The following is a 21,208-nucleotide window of genomic DNA, read 5'->3' on the forward strand; positions in this document are numbered from 1 at the left end:
ATGATATGACAGCATATGCAGCGGAAGCAAAAAGAGTCACGAAAAGGTACGGTAATTTTACCGCACTGGATAAGGTTGACATAACTGTAGCGAAGGGTGCGATTTATGGACTTGTAGGTGACAACGGGGCGGGAAAGACTACATTTTTAAAGCTGTTGTCAGGCCATATTTATGCGGATGAAGGGGAACTGAAGTTATTTGGCTGCCACAGGCAGAAGGATATGGAGGAGCAGAGGAAGAGGACCGGAGTTGTCATTGAGGCACCGGGTTTTTATCCCCAGATCTCCGTGGAGAGAAATCTGGAGTATTACCGGATATTAAAAGGTGTTCCGGGCAAAAGAGCTGTGGATGAAGTTCTGGAACTGGTAGGACTTGCAGACAAAAGAAAGAAAAGGTGCAGAGATTTGTCCCTGGGTATGAAGCAGCGCCTGGGTCTTGCCATTGCTCTTATAGGCGAACCGGAGCTTCTGATCCTGGATGAGCCGATCAACGGCCTGGATCCCAGCGGAATCATTGAGATCAGGAATCTGATGCAGAAGCTCAACAGGGAGAAAAATATTACCATCATCCTCTCCAGCCATATACTCTCAGAGCTGGAACAGCTTGCCACAGTCTATGGATTCCTTACAGACGGAAAACTGGCGGAGCAGGTAACTGCGGAGGAGATCAAGGAAAAGTGTTCAGATTACATTGAGATCAGTGTGTCGGATCCGGAGCGCTATACGGCTGTTTTGGAGAAAAAGTTTCACACAGAGAGGTACAAAGTCCTTCCGGACAAAACCATTCATATTATGGATCCCATGATGGATATTGGCGCGTACAGCCGTCTTGCCGGGGAGTATCATATGGATATTTCCAAACTTGAGAGAAGACAGGTGACGCTGGAGGAGTATTATATGGATTTAAAGAACGGAGGACAGAGACATGCTTAATTATATAAAAAGTGAAGGATATCGTATTACACACAGCAAAGGGATGTATGCAGCAGCAGGGATCGCTTCGGGAGTGCTGGTGCTGATGAATCTGGTTTTGTATGTGAGCAATAAAAATCTGACGGACTTCCCATACGGGCTGATAAGCTTTTCACTGAATAACCTGATCGCCAACCTGCAGACATTGTTTCTCTCCGGATTTGTAGTGGCATCGCTTCTGTTTGCGGATGAGAGAAAGAACGGAACCCTGAAAAATGTGGTAGCCTACGGTATTCCGAGGGTACATATTTTCATAGGGAAATGTATTGTCAGTATAGTGACGGCTCTTTGCTGTATGGCAGTGATCCTGGTTTTTTATGTGGGGAGCGCGTGCCTTTTACTGGGCGGTCCGGCAGCGGAGTCTTTGGGAAAGATGGCAGGAGGCGTTGGTGCCGCGCTGCCAAGTGCTTTCGCGGCAGTCATATTGGGTGTGGCTTTGCTCACTCTTTTTGAAAAAGATATAGTGGCTATGATCGCCTGGTTTGCCGTCATGTATGTGATCCCCACAGTCTGTTATTATGCGGGGTTCCGGATTGATGCGTTAAGTAAGATCGCGGCGTGGATGCCGTGGAATATTTTCAGTCATGAGGTAACTGTCAATATGTCGGGGTATGTATGCCTGTGGGATACTCCTTTCGGGCTTGCGAAATGTATGATCGTGGGTATTGCAGGGATATTTATTTTTGGAGCAGCAGGTATTTTTGTGAGCAGGAAAAAGGAAATCTAATGCTGTGGTCCGGGATTCTTACGGATGCTGAAAAGCTTGGAGGCCGGATGCGGACGTCTTTTTCATGAGAGGAGTGTGGGGAAATTGATATATTTTGTGCTGGCTTTGCTGTGCCTGACTTCTCTGTATTTCTTTTGGCGCTGCAGAACAATGAGGGGGGCAGTCAGAAAGACCAATGAGGCTCTGCAGGAGATCAGCAGGGAGATGGAGGAGAACCGGGTGCTGAAGTTGTCTGTGCCTGACAGGGAGATCGAGGCACTTCTGGTCACCATCAATGACGCGCTCAGGAGGATACGGGAGCAGCATCTGGAGTATTCCAAAAGAGAGCAGGAGTTTCAGCGGCAGATTGAAAATATCAGCCATGACCTGCGCACCCCTCTTACCTCTATTATCGGTTATCTGGATATTATGGATAAATCCGTTCTCAGCGAGGAGGACCAGGATGCGCTGGCGGTTGTGAAACGGAAGGCGTATTTTCTCCAGCAGCTTGTGGGGCAGTTTTATGATCTGTCCAGATTTTCCGGGGAGGATTATATGCCTGCAGTGGAAAATGTGGATATTGCCCGGCTTTTGAGGGAGACGGTTGTGGATTATTATCCGGAATTGGCCGGCAGAGGGCTTATGGTTGACATAAATATAGCGGAAGGCCCCGTGAATGTCCGGGCGGACAAAGGAGCGTTGGAGCGTGTGCTGCAGAATTTGCTGCAGAATGTGTGCAGGTATGCGGGAAGAGAGTTGCTTGTACGGATGGAGACAGAGGGGGGAAAAGTGGTTGTTTCTTTGGTGAATGATGCGGAGGGGATGACCGGGGAAGAAGCGGGGAGGTTGTTTGAACGGTTTTATATGGGGGATGGTTCCAGGAATCAGGGGAGTTCGGGACTGGGGCTTACGATCGCCAGATGTTTGGCGGAGAAGATGGGGGGGACGATAAGGGCTGAGGCGGATGAGGGGGAGCTTACAATCATATTGACGTTGTGGAGGCACACTTGAAGGGGTGTGTCTTTTTGGGTGGGGTATGTGGCAGGATTTGAATGTGTCTTGTGTGCTGGGATAGAATGATGTTAAAAGCTTTTGGCGGATGGGCAGGAAGTGGGGAAGATGTTATACTGTTTAAATAGTAGGTGAAGGTGCATTGTAGGTGTAGGGGGGCAGTATTAGGATTTGTTTATTGGTGAAGGGTTTTCTGCTTATAGGATTCTTTCTCTTCTTGATTTAAGAATACCTTATGGACTGTGGATATGTCTAAAGAAGACGGGCACCCACTCTTCAGTGTGTCCACACTTATGGGTACATTATAGGTAGAAAGGTGGGATTCTATAGTGGGCAGACGGTATGGGGATGGAGTGAGTTTGGGTTGAGAGAGGAGTGGAGGATTTGAAGTATATTTTGATATTGGAAGATGATGCGGATCTGGCGGCGGGGATGGAGATGGCGCTGGCTGATGAGGAGTTTTCTTTTACGGTCTGTGGGACTGTGAGGGAGGCTGAGGAGAGGATTGGGGAGAGGAAGTTTGATCTGCTTATTTTGGATGTGAATCTGCCGGATGGAAGTGGGTTTGAGTTGTGCAGGAGGATACGGGGCAGCAGTAAGGTGTCTATTATACTGCTTACGGCAAGGGATATGGAGCTGGATATTGTGCGGGGGCTGGAGTGTGGGGCGGATGATTATATCACGAAGCCGTTCTCTGCTATGGTTTTGCGGGCCAGGATCCGGGCGCTTCTTAGGAGGACGGCACCGGAACAGGAGACGGATTATAAGAATGGTCCTTTTCGGTTTCAGTTTGCTACAATGGAATTTATGAAGGATGGGGTATCGGTAGAACTGAGCAGGACGGAGCAGAGGATTTTGTATCTGCTGGTCTTTCATCCGGGGCAGATTCTGACAAGGGAGCGTTTGATGGAATGGGTCTGGCCGGATGGGACGGAGTATGTGGAGGATAACGCACTCTCTGTGGGTATCCGCCGCCTCAGGGATAAACTGGAGGATGATCCTTCCAAACCGGTGTATATAAAGACGGTTTATGGGAAGGGGTATCAATGGGAGAATGGGGTATGAGCGGGGTGCTCTGGACTGGGGTTGTGTTTTGTTTGGGAATGCTTGCCGGGGCAGGTGTTTTTGGGGGATGGTATTACAGGCGTATGAGGAGGCAGCTTGATGGGGTTCTGGAACGGCTTGACCGGGCAATTGGGGGACATTTGCAGGAGAGTAGTTTTGATGAGTCTATGGACGCTGCCATTACGCAGAGGCTGAACCAATTGGTGGAAATGTCGCAGATGAATTGTGAGCAGGCGGACAGGGAGAGAAATCTGGTGAAGGGGCTGATCTCGGATATTTCACATCAGGTGCGTACACCTCTGACTAATATTATGCTCTATGCAGGTCTGCTGGAGGAGCAGGAGCTGGGGGAACATGCAGGAGAAATGGCATCCAGGATTCACAGGCAGGCGGATAAGCTGGACTTTTTTATGAAGGAACTGGTGCGGTCCTCTTATCTGGAGACTGAGATGATCGCTGTACATGTGGAGAAATCTTCCGTTGATGAACTCATAGCAAGGGCCTGTCAGGCTGTGGAGATGCAGGCACTGAAGAAGGAGATTGTCATAGAAGCTGTTCCCTCCCCGGAGAGGGCGTTTTTTGATATGAAATGGACGGTGGAGGCTTTAGTAAATCTTTTGGATAACGCGGTGAAATACTCCCCGGTGGGGGCTGTAGTGGGGATTCGTGCGGTTCCCTATGAGTCTTTTTTGTGTATTCAGGTGAAGGATGAGGGGATTGGGATCAGGGAGGAGGAACAGGGGCTGATCTTTCAGAGGTTTTACCGTTCGCCGGAGGTGGCGGGGGTAAAAGGCCTGGGGATCGGTCTGTATCTGGTGCGGGAGATCATAAAGAAACAGGGCGGTTATGTTAAGGTGCGGTCAGAAGCAGGGAGCGGGGCTGTGTTTTCCGTTTATTTGAGGAGGCAGTAGGAATCTGTCAAAATTGTCATATTTGAGAAAGGATGTGGAAAGCTTTCTCTGTTATATTAAAGAGGAATCATAACGATTCAACAAGTCTGCCAAATCGCTGGGCAGTGGGCAAAATAGGATTTGGCAGCTAAATGAAAATTCAGGCGGCAGGTGAATTTTGTATGCATTTTTGGCTGTGGCAGTGAGAGTGCTGAACTTGTTATGAAGAATTGAGAAAGAGGAGGACTTTTCATATGGCAATACTGATTACAGAAGATTTGAGAAAATATTACCGGCTGGGGGATTCCACGGTCAGGGCACTGAATGGGATCAGCCTTAAAGTGGAGAAGGGTGAATTTGCTGCTATTGTGGGCAGGTCGGGAAGCGGAAAATCTACGCTGCTACATATGCTTGGAGGCCTGGATGTGCCCACATCAGGGAAGGTGATCGTGGACGGCAGGGATATATCTAATATGACAAAGGATGAACTGACTATTTTCAGACGCAGGAAGATTGGGTTTGTGTTTCAGAATTATAATCTGCTTCCACTTATGAATGTATATGAAAATATGATTCTTCCCATTCAGCTTGACGGCGTAAAACCGGATAAAAAATTTGTGGAGGATATTCTGGAGATGCTGGGTCTTACGGAAAAGAAGTTCGCCATGCCCAGTCAGCTCTCCGGCGGGCAGCAGCAGAGGGTGGCCCTTGCCAGGGCGCTGGCGGCAAAGCCTGCTATTATCCTGGCCGATGAACCCACGGGCAATCTGGACAGCAGCACCAGCCAGGATGTGCTGGGTCTGATCAAAGTGTCCAGTGAACAGTTGGGACAGACCGTGGTGATGATTACTCACAATGAGGAAATCGCCCAGATGGCGGGCCGGATCATCCGCCTGGAGGATGGAAGGATCTGTGGAGGCGGAGAAGTCTGTGCAGGTGATAAAGTCAGCGGAGGCGGAGAAGTCTGTGCAGATGATAAAGTCAGCGGAGGTGATGCCATATGATAAAGGTGAACAGCCGAAGTGTCATCACATCAGTGGCTAAAACCACATATAAGGCCAACAAAAAGCGGAATGCCCTCACTGTCTTTGCGGTGGTCCTCACAACGTTTTTGATAACTGCAGTATTTGGTATCGGTATCAGTTACTGGAACGGGATCTCAGAACGTTCGGTTCGGATGAATGGGATGGATTACGATATAGAGCTGACAGAACCCAGGGAAGACCAGGTGGAAAAGGTCAGGGACATGGATGCCGTAAAGTATGCAGGACTTGTTGTGAAGTGCGGTATTGCGGAGGAATACAAGGGTAAGGCTTTAGAAAAGATGAGATTTTATTGGGTGGACCAAATCTGCTGGGAGAAACAATGTATTCCTGCCTATGAGTTTTTTAAGGGGAACTACCCTGAGGAGGAAAATGAGCTGGTACTGTCAACAGAGGCTCTTAAAAATATGGGAATCAGGGAGCCGGAGATTGGAATGGAACTGCCGCTGACATATTATGCGCTGAATTCCGATGAAGAAGATGGACAACAGGAGAATATCAATAAGACATTTAGGCTTAGCGGCTATTACAGAGACTACTCAGGCAACCAATATGGCTATGTGTCCGAGGCATTCTTTGATACAACGGGGGCAGAGCCTACAGGCTTTACCCAGGGCGCTTTGAAGATCACCCTGAAGAACCCTCTGTATTCTAAAAAGGATATAATGGACATACAGAAGCCTCTAAATCTGCAGAAGCCTCAGGTGCTTATGGCAGATGATCAGATCCTTGCAAATTTCATAAAGGTGACGGCAGGGCTTGGCGGGCTGTTAATTATGATCTTGATCAGCGGCGGCCTTTTTGTCTATAACACGCTGTATATTTCTGTCTCTAAGGATATCCGATATTATGGACAGCTTAAAACGTTGGGAATGACCTCTGTACAGTTGAAAAGGCTGGTCTATCTGCAGGCATTTTGGAATTCCTGTATTGGCATACCTTTAGGTCTGCTGCTGGGGGCAGTGGTCTCCGCCGGGGTAGTGCCTATGGCGCTTAGGCTGATGGACCCCTCACTGGTGAATGAAAAGATTGTGACCGTGTATCCGATCATTTATATCGGAGCCGCAGTGTTTGCTTCTGCCACGGTGCTGGCCGGGTGCCGGAAGCCCGCTGTTATTACCGGGGAATGTTCACCGGTAGAGGCTGTCCGATACATTGGGCTGACAGAGGGAAAGTGTAGGGAAAAGGAGCGGGTCAGCGGTTTGAAAGATATGGCACGCAGAAATATGTTTCGGGATAAGAAACAGGCGGTTGTGATATTAGGCTCTTTCTTTGTGGCTCTGACCGTATTTGTGTGTGTAAATGCAGTTGTGAGAGGAAATGATGCCAAAAATATTCTGGATCAGACCAGTGAATGTGATTTCCAGGTCAAGAATCAGACCACACTGAACGAAAATCTTCCCCTTATCACGGATGAGAAAGTGGAGGAACTCCGTACTGTAAAGGGCGTGAAGGAAGTCAGGCCGGTGACATCCGCAGAGACTTCCGTTCCTTATCAGGAGGAGGCATTCGGTGAATATTATAAACGGCTCTACGAGTCCCGGTACTCTCCGGGAAATTATGAGGATGATATGGAGGGCTATAAAAAGGATGCAGAGGCATTTAACAACATATTCGGTATGCGTATGATCGGAATCAGCCCGGAAGAGTTTCGGAAAGTAAACCATGAGCTGGGCGGGATTCTGGACCGGGACGCATTTGAGAAAGGTGAGACTGCAGTGGCACTTGTATTTTGGGCGTCTGCGGAGGAAGCGGTGGGAAAAAAGATACGGTTTGCCCTTCCTGACAGTTCCGATCCTCAAAAAGAGTATCAGGTGACAATTGCGGCAGTGGGGGATAGCAGCCTGAATCCCGCCGAGTTTTCAGGGGGTTACACGCCGGATATTCTGGTGAGTAATGCCTTTGCAGAAAAGTTAATGGGGGATAAGCTTTATACCGAACTGGTGCAAGTGGATTATGAGGAGCCGTATTCCAAAGATACGGAGAAAGCAGTAAAAAAAGTCTTCCGGGGAGAGACGCAGATATCATTTCGATCCAAATTAGTCAGGTACCAGGAGATGAAATTATCTGAGCAGCAGGTGAAATTCCTGGGCGGTGGACTGGGTATCATTCTGGCGGTGCTTTCTATTTTGAATTATATCAACATGATGGCAGCAGGTGTTCAGAACCGGGCAAAGGAGTTTGCCACCCTGGAAAGCCTTGGGATGACGTCAGGACAGATAAAAAAAGTCCTGGTCCGGGAGGGGCTTGGTTACGGGGGGCTGTCTATCCTGCTGTCCCTGGTGGCAGGACTGCCTCTGAGCTATCTGGTCTTTCAGAGTGTGACAGTATATGATATAGAATATTCCCTGCCGGTTCTCTACAATCTCATTTTATTTGCAGCTATCATTGCGGTGTGCGTGGTTGTGCCTCCTGTTATTTATCAGATGACGCAGAAGGACAGCGTGATCGAGAGACTGCGGGCAGATGGAGAGCAGTGAAGTGTATGGGCCTGTCAGAGCAGAATGTGCTGCCGGAAGGTCCGTTATTTAAAATTTGAAGGCTGCAGGGCAATGCTCTGCAGCCTTCTGCCGTTACAGGGAATTTCCAATCAGTATGACTACCGTAAATGACGTTTCGTCGTAAGAGATACGAAGGGTTCCGTTATATTTTTCGACAGTCCTTTGCAGGCTGGTGAGGCCCACGCCGTGTTCTGATCGGTTCTTTTTATCTGAAACATATTTTCCCTTTTCTACTGTGACTGCGTTTATTTTTGCATTTTTAATCTCATAACTGAAAAATCCGTTTTCTGCAATTCTGGCTTTTAGAGAGATCTTTCGTTTTTCCGGTTCCGGTATTTTCAGGCAGGCTTCAATGGCGTTGTCCAGGGTATTGGCAAATATGGAACACAGGCTTACCTGGTCAATGGCTGTGACCTCAGGCAGGTCTATGCGGAAAAAGCAGTCAATGCTGCTGTCCGCTGCCTTGTTGTATTTGGAATTTAACACGGCGTTCAGCACACTGTTTTTACAGAAGCACCGGTTTTGAGGAGCGATCTGGGATTCTAATTCCTGAAAGTATGCATGGGCGGCTTCCTTATCACCCTGGTCAAATAAATCCCTTATTATCAGAAGATGATGGTTCATATCGTGGCGGAACCTGCGTATCTCTGCCTGGTTTCTTTCCAGTTCTTCATAATAAACACGCTGGAGCTTTAAGCTGTTCTGCTCCATCTCATGCCGGATCGTGTTTACAAAGTATTCAGCCAGATAGAGGCTGCCGATATTGGTCACCATGCAGGCTACGGCACAGGGCCATATTTTGTATGTCTCCTCAGGGGTGTAATAGGTGCACACCGTAATGCTGACAAGGGAGGCAAGGCAGATGATCCCCAGCAGGATCCAAGTGTTCTGACTGTACAGTCTGCTGGCCTGGCGGACTTTGCTGACAAAGGTCCTGTAAATAAAGTACCAGAAAAGAATATGGATAAGGCCATCGGCTATGCTGACAGCCATATCCAGAAGAAAGCTTTTTCCGCCTGCAAGCCAGAGTCTCAATGAGAATTCCGATATGAGAAGATTCAGGGCAATGATCAGGGGATAAATGACTGCTGTCACAGAAAGTTTGGAGATCACAGAGCCTTTAAAACATAACAGCATCAACAACAGCATCCAGATGAAAGCCAGGGTCACATTGAACATATCATTAGGGTCAATGACCATACTGGGAATGAAAACACCGGATATAAAGATAAGTATATCCATAAGATATCCTTCTTTTTTCGGCAGGAAACAGCAGAGCATTCTGCAGAAGAATACAGACATAATAATATATTGAACCATATTGATGATACGCACTGCGTTTTCTATCATAAGTTGACTGTCCATTTATTTCCTCCGTTTTAACTGTTCAGTACCCTTACAGTTACAGGCAAAAACTCATGTCGAATCGCCCTTGGCGATGGGATTTTTGCTTGGCCGTGGTACACTTTCTTGCGGTCGGCGCAGTGAATGCGCAGACCTACTGAATAGTTACCCTCCGTTATCTAATGCTTCAGCATGGCACGGGCAAAGGCTATTTCCAATTCCTGGCGGAACGTCCTACTGATCGGAAAAGCGTATTTTCCCATTATGCATCTGTCCTTTTCCAGTGTTGTCACATAGTTGAGATTTACAATGCACCGGTTATGGATCCTTATAAAATAGGAGGGCAGTTCCCGGATGACATCATCGATCTTACCATAAAAATCAATGGTCTCACCATCCACAAGAGCTAGGACCTTTCTCCGGTCACTTTGGAAGGCAAGGGTCTGCCTGAGGGGGAGGCGGATGGTTTTTGCCTTCTGCTCTATAACAAAAAACTGTTCTTTTGACAACTCCAGTTCCGCCAAAGCCTGGCTCATGACCTCGGCTATTTTTTCCTCTCTGTATGGCTTCAGAATATAATGAAAAGCATGGACTTCATAGCCCTGGAAAACGAAGTCAGGGTGTGCAGTCACAAATATGATAATGCCTTTCATGCCCTTTTTACGCAGCAGTTTTGCTGTCTCTATTCCGTCCAGATTTCTCATTTCTATATCTAAAAATAGGATGTCCGTGTCCAGACAGGAGATCCCTGCGGTGAGTTCCTCTCCGGATGCATATTCCGCTATCTGATATTCTATGCCCTGTAGCTGTAAAACCTGTTCCAATGTTTGAGAAAGGGGTTTTCTCATCTGCGGTTCATCATCACAGATCCCTATTTTAACCATGCTGCTCCACTCCTTTTCAATCCTTTCCTGCGGTGTAGTACTAGTTCTGTCTATCTGCATTTTACAGGAAGTTGGGATGGTTGTCGATTCTTTCTGCGAACTTTACAAAATCAATGTCAAACTTTACAAGAACCCCAATGCGGTCCTTTCTCTTTTGTATTACCATTTAGAGTATAAATATACGGCGGGTTTTTCCCGTAACGGTGGAGACACTGAAAAGTTACAGTTTTTATCAGCGAAAGGAGAATATTATGCTGCAGGTAGGACATTTATCAAAGAGTTACAGAACCGGGGACCAGGTATATCCGGTGCTCAGGGATATATCATTAGATGTGGAAAAGGGGGAATTCGTGGCTGTCATGGGGCCTTCCGGGAGCGGAAAGACCACCCTGCTGAATTGCATTTCCAGGTTTATTCCCTTTGACGAGGGGGCAGTTCTGCTGGGCGGGGAGGATATCTCCGCACTCAATGAGAATGACCTGGCAAAGGTTAGAAACAGGAAGATGGGTTTTGTGTTCCAGGATTTTATGCTGCTGGACGGATTGACGGTGTTTGAGAATATCTGTCTTCCCCAGATCATTGATGAGCGGCCTATTGCCCAGATGGAATCCAAGGCGGAAAATATCTGCCGCATATTCGGGATTGATAAGATCATGCAGAAGTATCCTGCTGAGATATCCGGGGGCGAAAAACAGCGGACTGCAGTGGCAAGGGCACTTATGAACCATCCTCTGGTGATACTGGCGGATGAGCCTACGGGAAACCTGGACAGCAAATCCTGCAGGGCGGTGATCGAGGCATTTCTGAAGGCCAGGGATACCATGCAGGCCACCATATTTATGGTGACACATGACAGCTACGCGGCCTCCTTCTGCGACCGGGTGGTAGTCCTGAAGGATGGCCGGATCAATGGGATCTTAGAGAACAAGGGAGACAGAAGACTATTTATGGATGAGCTTTTGAACACGATCCGGATACTGGGAGGGGATTCCAATGACAATGAATAAGATTATGGGAAAGCTGCGGCGTAAAAATAAGGACCAGTACACTCTTTTAGGCATATGTATGTTTCTTTCCGTGCTGCTGGTGACTTCCTTTACACTTATGTATTTTTCTCCCACGGTACAGGAATTGCTGCCACAGGGAGGAGATACAAGAAAGCTGTCATGGCTTATGATGGGGGTCACGTTTTTAGGATGTACGGTTTTTACTTTCTATGGAGCAAATTTATTTTTCCGGCACAAAAGCAGGGAAATAGGTGTGTTATTGGCTCTGGGGGAGCAAAAAAGAAAACTCGGAAAGTGTCTTGCCTGGGAGGTGGGAATTGTTGTCATAAGATACGCAGCCGGGGGGATCGTGCTGGCTGTGCCGGTCTCTTACCTGATATGGAAAGGGTTTGAGGCACTTATCATCACTTCAACCGGGATGAAATACCGGATAGGTATGGCAGGACTGGCGGTTGGTATAGTATTTGCGATTTTCCTGATACTCTGTATCTTTTTACTGGGGATGCGCTTTATCCGCCGGGTCAATATCATAGATATATTAAATGAACAGAGGAAGACAGAGATGGTAAGGGAGGTAAAGCCATGGACAGGAAAAGTCGGAATCGCTCTCATACTTATAGGGCTTGTGCTGGCTATGGCAGTACCCGCAGTCTGCATGAGAGTATTTCTCTTTGTCATGCCGTCTTTTTGGAATATTACCTATGGTATTAGCGCTGTTGGACTTTATCTTTTTATGCTGAGTGCAGTGGGGCGCACAAGCAGGGGGAAAAATCCCAAAAAGTATTATAAAAATATTGTGTCAGCGAACCTGATGCGTTTTACAGCCAGGCAGACCACGAAAAATATGTGTGTGATCACACTGCTGGTTTTTGTGTTCCTTTTGTCGGCTTTCTGGGGAGCCATGTATTACCGCTCCGCTTATGCCGGGGGAGAAGGGGCGCCATATGATTATTCCATGCATTACCCATCCCGGGAGGAGCAGATCACAAGAGATGACATATTTGAGCTGGCCCAAAAGTATCAGGTGGATATAGAGGACTATGAGGAGGCAGAGGCAGTTGTGCTGCTGGTGGATTATAAGAAGCGGGATTTGACGGACGGCGGAAAATATGTGGATCTGAATTCCAGGAAGCTGGTTTCTTTTGTATCTGCCTCTGATTTTTCCAGGATCGCGGGGCGTAAGACGGAAGTGAAGACAGGGGAGTATAAAACCATTGTCCCCAGCGGTTATCATCCTTCCATATGGGTGAAGCCTGACTGCCTGCTGACGGTGGAGAACAGGGAGCTGTCATATAAGGGAACGGAAGAATTCGACAACCTGACGGAAACCAGTGATCCTTTTACCTTTATCCTTTCCGATGAGGATTATCAGAGTTTTGCAGGTGCAGCAGCAGGACCGGACAGGGAAAATCTGGTTTTCTTCCGGGTGAAGAATGTATACGACACATATGATTTTGCCAGGGAACTGAAAAGAGAGTATATTGCCCATGCAGGGGAATTGTCTGACCATTTTGCATTGTATGACGCGTATGAGGAGGAGCGTGCCTTGGAGCAGGGCACCGAATATTTTTACAGCGGGGAGGCCGGGCTTTCTGAAGATAATCCTGACCTTATGGAAGACTGGAAATACGCACCTTTTTTCAAAGTGCTGGTTAAGGCGGATGCCATGCAGATGGTGGCAGTCTTTGTGCTTCTGAGTGTGTACATTGCTGTTATTTCACTGGCTGCTGTTGGGGTCATGACCTATGTGAGGAGTGTGACCATCGCAATGGACAACCGGCAGCTCTTTAGTGACCTTGGCAGACTGGGAGCCGACAGAACCTATATAGAAAGAGTCATACGCAGACAACTGCGGAGGATTTTTACCTACCCGACAGCTGCGGGGAGTGTTATTGTGCTGGTGTTTTCTATGCTGCTGATCTATTTCAATGACATGCATCTGGATGCCGCTGAGCTGCGGTTATTTGTAATGGAACTGGGGCTGATCCTGGGCGTAGGGGTGTTTATGTATGTGATGTACAGGGTGTCACTGCGGAGGATGGAGAGGATTGTATTATGATAGTGGGAATTCTATTAGAATACATTCCGCTGATTGGGCGGAGGAAAATGCAGCAGAAGATAAGGCTTTATTCATCCTTTATATAAGGTGAGGAGCACTTTGTGCTTTATATTCCATTTTAATTCTGATATAATTAAGAAAATCGGAACTTCAGGAGAAAAATGTGAATATCAAGTTAGAGAAACATACAATGACAAATTCAGTATTCTTGCATCTTTTTCCGGGTGTTGTAATAATACTAATTTATATCATGATCGTACCCCTAGTAACTAAAAATGGATTTCCTAATGATACAGCAATGTATATTACGGTTATTATAGGGCTGGTGCCGGTAGAACTGGGAATTTTACTGTATGTTACTAAGAGAAAAACGGGGACTTACAATATAAAAACACTGTTCCCTTATCTTGAGAAGGCAGCTGTAAAAGAATACGTTGTATTTGCTTTGATCATGGCAGCTTGGGCACTTTTGGTGAGTGCATTAATGGAACCATTAGAATTAATGATACAGGATAATATTTTTTCTTTTGTGCCAACAGAATATATAATGGGTAGTTATGATATTACTACGTTTTCAGAAGATAAGCTGATCCTGACAGGCTTATTGGGTATAATCGCAAATGGATTTATTGCTCCTATATTTGAAGAGTTATATTTTCGCGGATATCTCTTACCACGTATAAATTTATCACCTATAAAGGCAGCAGTAGTAAGTGCGGTATTATTTTCTGTTTATCATTTTTATTCACCGTGGTATTTTATTAGTCGAGTTCTGATGATGATACCTTTATACTATTGGGTGGAAAAAAAGAAAAATATTAGATTTTCAATACTGGCGCATATTATATCAAATGTAGTTACATCTGTCTCGTTTTTACTAAGTATAATGTGAAACTAAGAAGGAGAATCCTTTAATGAAACTCACTACGAAACATATTATTACATTCCTACTTTTCATTGTTATGGCACTTAGTTTTACGGCCTGTCAAGGAAATGACACTATGAGTGATACATTTCCCAATATTAAAAAAGATGAAATCCCCGATATTTTGGAGAAATCAGTTGGTACTATAGGTAATGCCTTCTATACAAAGGGGACTTCATCGGAAGAGAACGATTATGATGCTTATTTTAGTGTTATTTTTAATGATACAAATGAAGGTGATTATAATGAGTTGATAGCACATTATAAGTCCACTTCTACGGGGACAGATGAAGAGAACATGTTGCTTTATGACTGGGGACGTCTTAAAGTTCTCTCTGATAAGGATTCAATTTCTGTAGAAGCATATATCAAGTAAATTCGTATTAGTAGATTAAAAAAAGTAGTTTGTCTACAGTCTGAGCACTTTGTATCAAAAGATACAAGGTGCTTTTTACGTCCTCAAAATATGATATAATCAAAAAAGAAAAAATTTCACATTTTCTGTAACGAAATCTCCATTTCCCGGATATATGAGTAAAGAGAGGTGAGGAAAAGATGTTAGACATGGATGTCATTTACAGGGAATACGCAGATTCCATATTCCGTTTTCTGATGACCCTGTGCGGCGAGGCGTGTACAGCGGAGGAGCTGACCCAGGAGACTTTTTACCAGGCAGTGAAGTCAGCTCATAAATACGACGGGACCTGTAAGGTGTCTACCTGGCTCTGTCAGATCGCAAAACACCTGTGGTACCGGGAGCTGGACAAGAGAAAGAGAAAGGGAACATCCATGCTGGAGGAAAGTATGGTTTCCGACAAGGCCGGGCCGGAGGATGAACTCTGTATCAGGGAAGAGAAAATGGACGTGTTTAAAAAGGTGCATATACTGGAGGAGACTGCAAAGGAAGTGGTCCTTCTGCGGATAACGGGTGCTTTTTCTTTTCAGGAAATAGGAGAGATATTCGGTAAAAATGAAAACTGGGCGCGTGTGACTTTTTACAGGGCAAAGCAGAAAATTGTGAAAGGAAGGTAAGACTATGAAGTGTGAGATTATCAGGGATTTACTTCCCAGTTATGTGGACGGGCTGACCAGCAGGGAGAGTGACAGAGCGATTGAGGAGCATTTGAAGGGCTGCAGGGAGTGCAGGGAATACATGGATGAGATGAAGCAGGAAGTGCAGAAACCGGATGTTATCCAGGCAAATAAGAGAGCCATAAAGCCGTTTAAAAAGGTGAAAAAGTTCCTCTGGAAAGCAGTGGGGCTGACAATCCTTATCTGTGCCCTTGTCTTTGGAGGTATCACCTATTACTATGGTAAGAGCTGGAATGTGAAGGCCGGGGATGTAAAGCTTTCAAAGGAATACATTGGAAAAATAGTGACGATCAGCTTTGCTCCAAAAGATAAAAATATTCGTCTGTACGCCGAGACGGAACCGGGGGACCAAAACGTGATAACAGTCAGGGCCGCCAGAGTGAACCCTTTAAATAAACCAATCCACAGAAACGCTTACTGCGGCTATACCTTTGTGGATGAGGAGACAGTGCTTACACCGGAGGGAAAGAAAGAGCAGATTTCAAATGAGGATGTTCTGAAGATACAGTATGGAGATAAGACGGAAGAGCTCAGCCTGAAAGAGCTGGCAGAGGAGGCCTGCGGGGAGAAACTGGCATCATCCAAGGATGTGGAGATGACTTACAAAAAAGCGGACAATGGTATTGTTGCCATGGAGTTTCAGCCAAAACTTCAGGGACTTACCCTGACAGCAGAGAAGAAGGGGGATTATGATATTGAGATCATAGAACACTATGACGAGACAGGAAATCTGCCGGAAAACAGGGGGGTATCCTGCGGTTATACATTCCTGGACCGCAATACCATACTGGGTGCAGACGGGGAGGAAGTGGAACTGACCGGGCAGGAAGTGATCACGGTGAAATACAGGGATACCACAGAGGAAATTTCCATAAAAGAACTGGCAGAAGCAAGTGATCAGTAGCGGGCAGGGAGAATATCACCGGAGGAGAAATTACCGGTGATATTTTTCTGTACATGTAAAGTTACGCTTCTGACCGGATGGAGAACCAGTCAATTTCTGCAAAATATCACGTCAAAACCATGCAAATGTGATACAATACTACTGTATACTATCGATGCGGAAAGGACATTATTCCAAAGGAATCCGGTATAAACCAATAGGAGGTAGAGAAGGAGAACGTATGGGTGAGAGATGTACTTGGTGTGAGGATAACGGGATTTTACAAAAATATCACGACGAGGAGTGGGGAATCCCCCTTCATGATGACAGAAAACAGTTTGAGTTCCTTATGATGGAGGTCATGCAGTGCGGACTGAACTGGAATATGATGCTGAAAAAGCGGCACATATTCCGCCAGTGTTTTGACAACTTTGACTATAGGAAAATAGCCGTGTATGATGACAACAAGATCCAGGAGATCATGGACACACAGGGAATGATCCGTTCCATCCGGAAGATCCAGGCAGTCATCAACAATGCCAACCGGTTTCTGCAGATCATTGAAGAATTCGGCAGCTTCGATACATATCTATGGTCCTGGACAGAGGGGAAGACCTTTGTATACAGAAGCCACCAGAGCGAATGGGTGGCTAAAAATGAATTGTCCGATGCGGTGAGTGCAGACTTAAAGAAAAGGGGATTTAAATACCTGGGCTCCATCACCGTATATTCTCATCTGCAGGCCTGCGGGATGATAAATGACCATAGGGAAGGATGCTTTTTATACCGTGAAATATGTGACAAGTACCCGGTAGCATATAAAGACTAAGTGTGCGGGACCTTGTTTACAGACGGCCCATGATAAGTATTGCCGGACGGATGGAACATCTTCCCGTGGGTCTGTTTTTTTGTCCTTCCGGAGACTTGTATCGACATTTGCCCCTATAAATGTTAAAATGAATTCAGGTTTTAATGCAGTGCAGGAGCGGGGTGAACAGGTAAATGAAAATAAAAAAAATGGTTCTGGCAGCCCTATGTTCTGCCATAGTTTTGTCCGGATGCGGTGGGGATCAGCAGACTGACACGAAGGCGGAGGCAGCCTTTGACAAGCCGCAGTATGAGTGGGGAGACATAAGCGGTGAAAAGCTGGTCATCTGGGGAATCTACCCGGAGATGGAGCGCACTTATCTCACTAAGGCCTTTGACCGCTACAGGGAGTTCACCGGCAATGAACTGGAGATCGTACAGATTCCAAAGGAGGAGTTTGAACAACAGGTACTGTCAAGCGTGGCCGGGGAAATTGAAAAGCCCGATATCCTGCTGAGTTACGGAGGGACCAATATTGAGGCCTTTCATCCCGATGAAAATTTTTACGATTTTACGGATGCTGTCTGGGTGGATGACCTGACGGACACTTCCATAAACCAGACGGTTTATAACGGCAGGGTGATCGGACTCCCTCACTGGGAGGCGTCCGTATCGGGCACCTTATACAATAAAGAAATCTTTGAGAAATACCATTTGGATATCCCGGAGACCCAGGAAGAGTTTATGCAGGTCTGCGAAACCCTCCTTCAACATGGGATCACTCCGCTGTACCTGCCGGGAAAAGAGATTTCCATGCTTCTGTACCAGTTTCCTATGGATTACCTGGTGGAGGACGCGGACGTTCTGAACGGACTCAATCAGGGCAGCCTGGGATATGACAGTCTGCCGCAGATGAAGGAGGTTGCAGAGTGGTATAAAACCATGGCTGAAAAGGGATATTTTGGAGAGACTTACCGGAGTGATGACTGGGGCGGTATGGATGAGGCTATGAACAGCGGGAAATATGCCATGATGTTGTGCTGGGATACCTGGCTGTATACAGATTTCACAGGGGATGCCTCCGGATTCGGAATCATGCCTGCTTTTGTGGGGGTGCCTGAGGAGGGTACCTTTGAGGGTCCAAACCTTGGCCTCTTTATAGTAAATAAGAACAGTGAACGGCTGGATGCTGCGCTGGATTTTATCACATTTCTGGCAGACCCTTATAATTATAATGCTGTATTTGAAGGCATATATACAGCTCCTGTGTTTAAAAACCAGGTGGCAAGTATTTCTACACCCCAGTACCCTGAGGCAGAACGCCTGATCGAACGGCATTACCGGGATTCCACCGCATGGCTGCGGATTCGTGGGTTCTCCCAGATGGATGCCTCCTGTATCCTGGAATATATGGATGCCGGGGAGCAGGAGACAGCAGAGGAATGCCTGGAGAAGATGGAGGCGCTGAGACAGGAGCGCCTAAAATGCAAATAAGGCGAGGGGGAAATCTCGTGGGGAATAAGAAGACGGATATCCGGAAAAGGATAACATTTGTGACCATAGGGGCAGCCTTGCTGGCCGTGATCTTGCTGTTTTCAGCTTTTGCCTTCAGCTATATCAAAAAATTTGACCAAACCATCAAGGAGGAAAACCAGGCACACCTGGCAGAGGTTGCTGACCATATTGTATCTTATATACAAAATGTGGTACAGGACACCCAGGTATCCCTGGAGACAGCTGGAAATGCGCTGCTCGCCATACCAGAGGACAGAAGGCTGCCCTATCTGCAGGATATGGCAAAGAGACATAAGTTTGCCTATGTGGGATACGCGGAGGCGGACGGCATGCTGTGGGCCACAGAAGCTTCCAGGGACGGAGATATCTCCCATGAGGCTTATTTTCAGTCGGCAATGAAGGGAGAGAGCAAGATCAGCGGTCTTGTCAGACACATCCTCACAAACCGGGCAGTATCCGGTATTATGATGAGCGTCCCCTTTAAGGATGGGGCCGGGAAACCGGCAGGTGTTCTGGTTGCTATGCTGGAGGCATCCAGGCTTCAGGAAGTGCTGGGAATAGAAAGCTACGGGGGAGAAGGGTACTCCTATATCATAGACACAGAGGGCAATCTGGTCCTTCACAATAAGAGTATGGATTACAACAATTTTTTCCGTGTCCTGCAGAATGCCAAGATCAAGGAGGGAGCAAGTCTTTCCCGCACAGAGGCGGATATGAGGGCGGGGAAGTCCGGCATGATCCTGTATGAGCAGCTGGGGACCAGCCGGTATGCTTATTATTGTCCTCTGGGGATGAATGGCTGGACAGTTGTCAATATTGTCTCCAAAGAGGCCATTACTGCCAAGACAGACCTTCTGACCAGGGAACTGGCAGCGATCAGTGTTGCAGCCGGGATCGTGTTCCTGGCACTTCTCGCAGCAGCGGCTGTACTGTGGGCGGTATCACAGAGCCAGAGACATGCGGCAGAGACAAAGTCAGAGTTTCTTGCTAATATCAGCCATGAGATACGGACCCCCATGAATGCCATTGTGGGCATGGGAGAGCTTTTGATGCGCAGCGCGCTGAACGAGAAACAGAAGGAGTATGTGCGCAGTATCCTGAATTCGGGAAAAGGACTGCTGGCCATCATCAATGATGTTCTGGATTTTTCTAAAATAGAGTCCGGGAAATTTACGATTCAAAGTGAGGCATATAAACCAGAGGAAATCCTCTATGACCTGATGTATATGGCTGCCATAAAACTGGAGGATAAGCCGGTCCGCTTTTTGATCGATGTGGACCGATCCGTGCCGGCCTGCCTTACAGGGGACGCTACGCGTGTCAGACAGATCTTAGTGAATCTGGTGGGAAATGCCGTGAAATTTACAGAAAAGGGGTACATACGGCTTACGATCCGCTGCCGCCGGGAGGGCGACAGGACCCGGGTTACCATGAAAGTGGAGGACACGGGGATCGGTATCAGAAAACAGGATATGGACAAGCTATTCATCAGCTTCAGCCAGATCGACAGCAAATACAGCCGCAGCGGGGAAGGCACAGGATTGGGTCTTGTGATCACCGGTGCTCTGTGCAGGATGATGGACGGAGAGATCCGGGTGGAGAGCGAATATGGAAAAGGCTCTGAGTTTACAGCCAGTATCATGCAGAGGGATGGGGGCGGAAGGCCTCTTATGGAGCAGGAGTATCCAAGGGACAAGGGCGTACTCATATTAGACGAGGAGCCTTTTATGGAGGAATATTATGCCGGCTGTCTGAACTGTATGCAGGTGCCCTACAAGATCTGCGCGGTATATGAAGAGTTTGAACAGGAGTTGGAGAGCGGAAGGTATCCATATGCCATGGCAGACAGGAACACGGTCCTCGGACTGGCACACAGGAAGGTACCGGAGGGTGTATTTGTGATAACCCTGCTGAAAATACAGGAACATACACTGATGTCAGAGCAGGCACAGGATCTGACTGTGTTTGTGCCCCTCTTTGGGATACAGTGCCCGGCATTACTGAAAAAGCTGGCAGAAACCGGACCTGCATCCGGGGCAGCGCCGTCACCGGACAGCCTTTCCGGTTATCCGTATACCAGGGTTCTGCTGGTGGATGACAATGCTTTGAACCTGGAGATTGCGGAGGAGCTGATGAAGCCTTACGGAATGCAGGTGGACTGTGTGCACTCCGGCCAGGAGGCAGTGGATGCTGTTTTGGCCCGGACATATGATCTAGTCTTCATGGACCACATGATGCCCGGTATGGACGGCACGGAGGCGCTGAAAAAGATACGCACCCTGCCGGACCAGCGCGGCCGCAGTGTTCCTGTGGTGGCGCTTACGGCCAACGCTTCCAGCAGTGCCCAGGCTATGTTCCAGGCCCAAGGCTTCAGCGGCTTTCTGGCAAAGCCCATTATGATACAAAAACTCAATGAGATTTTGGAAAAATGGCTGGCTCCTGTGAATGACCGTAGAAGAGCAGAACAACATGGCCTGCATGAGGAATCTCATGGATCTTGCTAAG

18 protein-coding genes are annotated in these 21,208 nt (G+C 47.2%); 16 read left to right on the plus strand and 2 right to left on the minus strand.

Features of this window, described 5'->3' with window-relative positions:
• The first annotated feature begins 5 nt into the window (after positions 1–5).
• The 7 genes from C6P39_RS10880 (at position 6) to C6P39_RS10910 (ending at position 8,166) form a co-directional block, all read left to right on the plus strand.
• Positions 6–932 carry an ABC transporter ATP-binding protein gene (locus tag C6P39_RS10880; protein ID WP_104803794.1) on the plus strand — a complete coding sequence of 309 codons (927 nt, stop codon included), beginning with the start codon at positions 6–8 and terminating at the stop codon, positions 930–932.
• A complete protein-coding gene (locus tag C6P39_RS10885) occupies positions 925–1,698 on the plus strand; it encodes an ABC transporter permease (RefSeq protein WP_104803795.1) in 774 nt (257 codons plus the stop codon). Before C6P39_RS10880 ends, C6P39_RS10885 begins: the two co-directional genes overlap by 8 nt.
• A 24-nt stretch (positions 1,699–1,722) precedes the next feature.
• On the plus strand, positions 1,723–2,688 hold the full coding sequence (locus C6P39_RS10890) for a sensor histidine kinase (protein WP_104803796.1): 966 nt from the start codon (positions 1,723–1,725) through the stop codon (positions 2,686–2,688).
• A gap of 384 nt (positions 2,689–3,072) precedes the next feature.
• Positions 3,073–3,753, plus strand: a complete 681-nt coding sequence (locus tag C6P39_RS10895) for a response regulator transcription factor (protein ID WP_104803797.1) — start codon at positions 3,073–3,075, stop codon at positions 3,751–3,753.
• Positions 3,735–4,664, plus strand: a complete 930-nt coding sequence (locus C6P39_RS10900) for a sensor histidine kinase (RefSeq protein WP_242987012.1) — start codon at positions 3,735–3,737, stop codon at positions 4,662–4,664. Before C6P39_RS10895 ends, C6P39_RS10900 begins: the two co-directional genes overlap by 19 nt.
• A 233-nt stretch (positions 4,665–4,897) precedes the next feature.
• A complete protein-coding gene (locus C6P39_RS10905; protein ID WP_242987013.1) occupies positions 4,898–5,647 on the plus strand; it encodes an ABC transporter ATP-binding protein in 750 nt (249 codons plus the stop codon).
• Positions 5,644–8,166, plus strand: coding sequence for an ABC transporter permease (locus tag C6P39_RS10910; RefSeq protein ID WP_104803799.1), 2,523 nt, complete (start codon positions 5,644–5,646; stop codon positions 8,164–8,166). Before C6P39_RS10905 ends, C6P39_RS10910 begins: the two co-directional genes overlap by 4 nt.
• 93 nt (positions 8,167–8,259) lie before the next feature.
• On the opposite strand, the gene C6P39_RS10915 is transcribed toward C6P39_RS10910, so the two are convergent.
• Both C6P39_RS10915 and C6P39_RS10920 read right to left on the minus strand, forming a co-directional pair.
• Entirely contained in the window at positions 8,260–9,552 is a 1,293-nt protein-coding gene (locus tag C6P39_RS10915) for an ATP-binding protein (RefSeq protein ID WP_104803800.1), read from the minus strand.
• Positions 9,553–9,710: 158 nt separating this feature from the next.
• Complete coding sequence (locus tag C6P39_RS10920) at positions 9,711–10,415, minus strand: LytR/AlgR family response regulator transcription factor (RefSeq protein ID WP_104803801.1); 705 nt, start codon at positions 10,413–10,415, stop codon at positions 9,711–9,713.
• Positions 10,416–10,666: 251 nt separating this feature from the next.
• Between C6P39_RS10920 and C6P39_RS10925 the strand changes: the two genes are divergently transcribed.
• From C6P39_RS10925 to C6P39_RS10965, 9 genes are all read left to right on the plus strand, one after another.
• On the plus strand, positions 10,667–11,422 hold the full coding sequence (locus C6P39_RS10925) for an ABC transporter ATP-binding protein (RefSeq protein WP_095174947.1): 756 nt from the start codon (positions 10,667–10,669) through the stop codon (positions 11,420–11,422).
• Positions 11,409–13,481 (plus strand): FtsX-like permease family protein, encoded by a 2,073-nt coding sequence (locus C6P39_RS10930; protein WP_104803802.1) that lies wholly within the window; start codon positions 11,409–11,411, stop codon positions 13,479–13,481. Before C6P39_RS10925 ends, C6P39_RS10930 begins: the two co-directional genes overlap by 14 nt.
• Before the next feature lie 163 nt (positions 13,482–13,644).
• Positions 13,645–14,373, plus strand: coding sequence for a CPBP family intramembrane glutamic endopeptidase (locus C6P39_RS10935; protein ID WP_104803803.1), 729 nt, complete (start codon positions 13,645–13,647; stop codon positions 14,371–14,373).
• A gap of 22 nt (positions 14,374–14,395) precedes the next feature.
• Positions 14,396–14,782 (plus strand): hypothetical protein, encoded by a 387-nt coding sequence (locus C6P39_RS10940; protein WP_104803804.1) that lies wholly within the window; start codon positions 14,396–14,398, stop codon positions 14,780–14,782.
• Positions 14,783–14,961: 179 nt separating this feature from the next.
• Positions 14,962–15,438, plus strand: coding sequence for an RNA polymerase sigma factor (locus C6P39_RS10945; RefSeq protein WP_104803805.1), 477 nt, complete (start codon positions 14,962–14,964; stop codon positions 15,436–15,438).
• A 4-nt stretch (positions 15,439–15,442) separates the two neighbouring features.
• Positions 15,443–16,402: a zf-HC2 domain-containing protein gene (locus tag C6P39_RS10950; RefSeq protein WP_104803806.1), complete on the plus strand. Its 960-nt coding sequence runs from the start codon at positions 15,443–15,445 to the stop codon at positions 16,400–16,402.
• 220 nt (positions 16,403–16,622) lie between these two features.
• Positions 16,623–17,210: a DNA-3-methyladenine glycosylase I gene (locus C6P39_RS10955; protein WP_104803807.1), complete on the plus strand. Its 588-nt coding sequence runs from the start codon at positions 16,623–16,625 to the stop codon at positions 17,208–17,210.
• A 173-nt stretch (positions 17,211–17,383) separates the two neighbouring features.
• Positions 17,384–18,682, plus strand: a complete 1,299-nt coding sequence (locus tag C6P39_RS10960) for an ABC transporter substrate-binding protein (protein WP_104803808.1) — start codon at positions 17,384–17,386, stop codon at positions 18,680–18,682.
• 17 nt (positions 18,683–18,699) lie between these two features.
• On the plus strand, positions 18,700–21,207 hold the full coding sequence (locus tag C6P39_RS10965; RefSeq protein WP_158661534.1) for a hybrid sensor histidine kinase/response regulator: 2,508 nt from the start codon (positions 18,700–18,702) through the stop codon (positions 21,205–21,207).
• Position 21,208 lies beyond the last annotated feature (1 nt).

The sequence above is a fragment of the Blautia marasmi genome (assembly GCF_900258535.1).
Taxonomy (GTDB): Bacteria; Bacillota; Clostridia; order Lachnospirales; family Lachnospiraceae; genus Blautia; species Blautia hominis.

Coding starts and splice junctions, on each gene's coding strand:
- C6P39_RS10915 (WP_104803800.1), bottom strand. CDS start 9,552: ATGGACAGTCAACTTATGATAGAAAACGCAGTGCGTATCATCAATATG.
- C6P39_RS10880 (WP_104803794.1), top strand. CDS start 6: ATGACAGCATATGCAGCGGAAGCAAAAAGAGTCACGAAAAGGTACGGT.
- C6P39_RS10925 (WP_095174947.1), top strand. CDS start 10,667: ATGCTGCAGGTAGGACATTTATCAAAGAGTTACAGAACCGGGGACCAG.
- C6P39_RS10905 (WP_242987013.1), top strand. CDS start 4,898: ATGGCAATACTGATTACAGAAGATTTGAGAAAATATTACCGGCTGGGG.
- C6P39_RS10900 (WP_242987012.1), top strand. CDS start 3,735: ATGGGAGAATGGGGTATGAGCGGGGTGCTCTGGACTGGGGTTGTGTTT.
- C6P39_RS10950 (WP_104803806.1), top strand. CDS start 15,443: ATGAAGTGTGAGATTATCAGGGATTTACTTCCCAGTTATGTGGACGGG.
- C6P39_RS10920 (WP_104803801.1), bottom strand. CDS start 10,415: ATGGTTAAAATAGGGATCTGTGATGATGAACCGCAGATGAGAAAACCC.
- C6P39_RS10955 (WP_104803807.1), top strand. CDS start 16,623: ATGGGTGAGAGATGTACTTGGTGTGAGGATAACGGGATTTTACAAAAA.
- C6P39_RS10940 (WP_104803804.1), top strand. CDS start 14,396: ATGAAACTCACTACGAAACATATTATTACATTCCTACTTTTCATTGTT.
- C6P39_RS10960 (WP_104803808.1), top strand. CDS start 17,384: ATGAAAATAAAAAAAATGGTTCTGGCAGCCCTATGTTCTGCCATAGTT.
- C6P39_RS10890 (WP_104803796.1), top strand. CDS start 1,723: ATGCTGAAAAGCTTGGAGGCCGGATGCGGACGTCTTTTTCATGAGAGG.
- C6P39_RS10945 (WP_104803805.1), top strand. CDS start 14,962: ATGTTAGACATGGATGTCATTTACAGGGAATACGCAGATTCCATATTC.
- C6P39_RS10930 (WP_104803802.1), top strand. CDS start 11,409: ATGACAATGAATAAGATTATGGGAAAGCTGCGGCGTAAAAATAAGGAC.
- C6P39_RS10885 (WP_104803795.1), top strand. CDS start 925: ATGCTTAATTATATAAAAAGTGAAGGATATCGTATTACACACAGCAAA.
- C6P39_RS10910 (WP_104803799.1), top strand. CDS start 5,644: ATGATAAAGGTGAACAGCCGAAGTGTCATCACATCAGTGGCTAAAACC.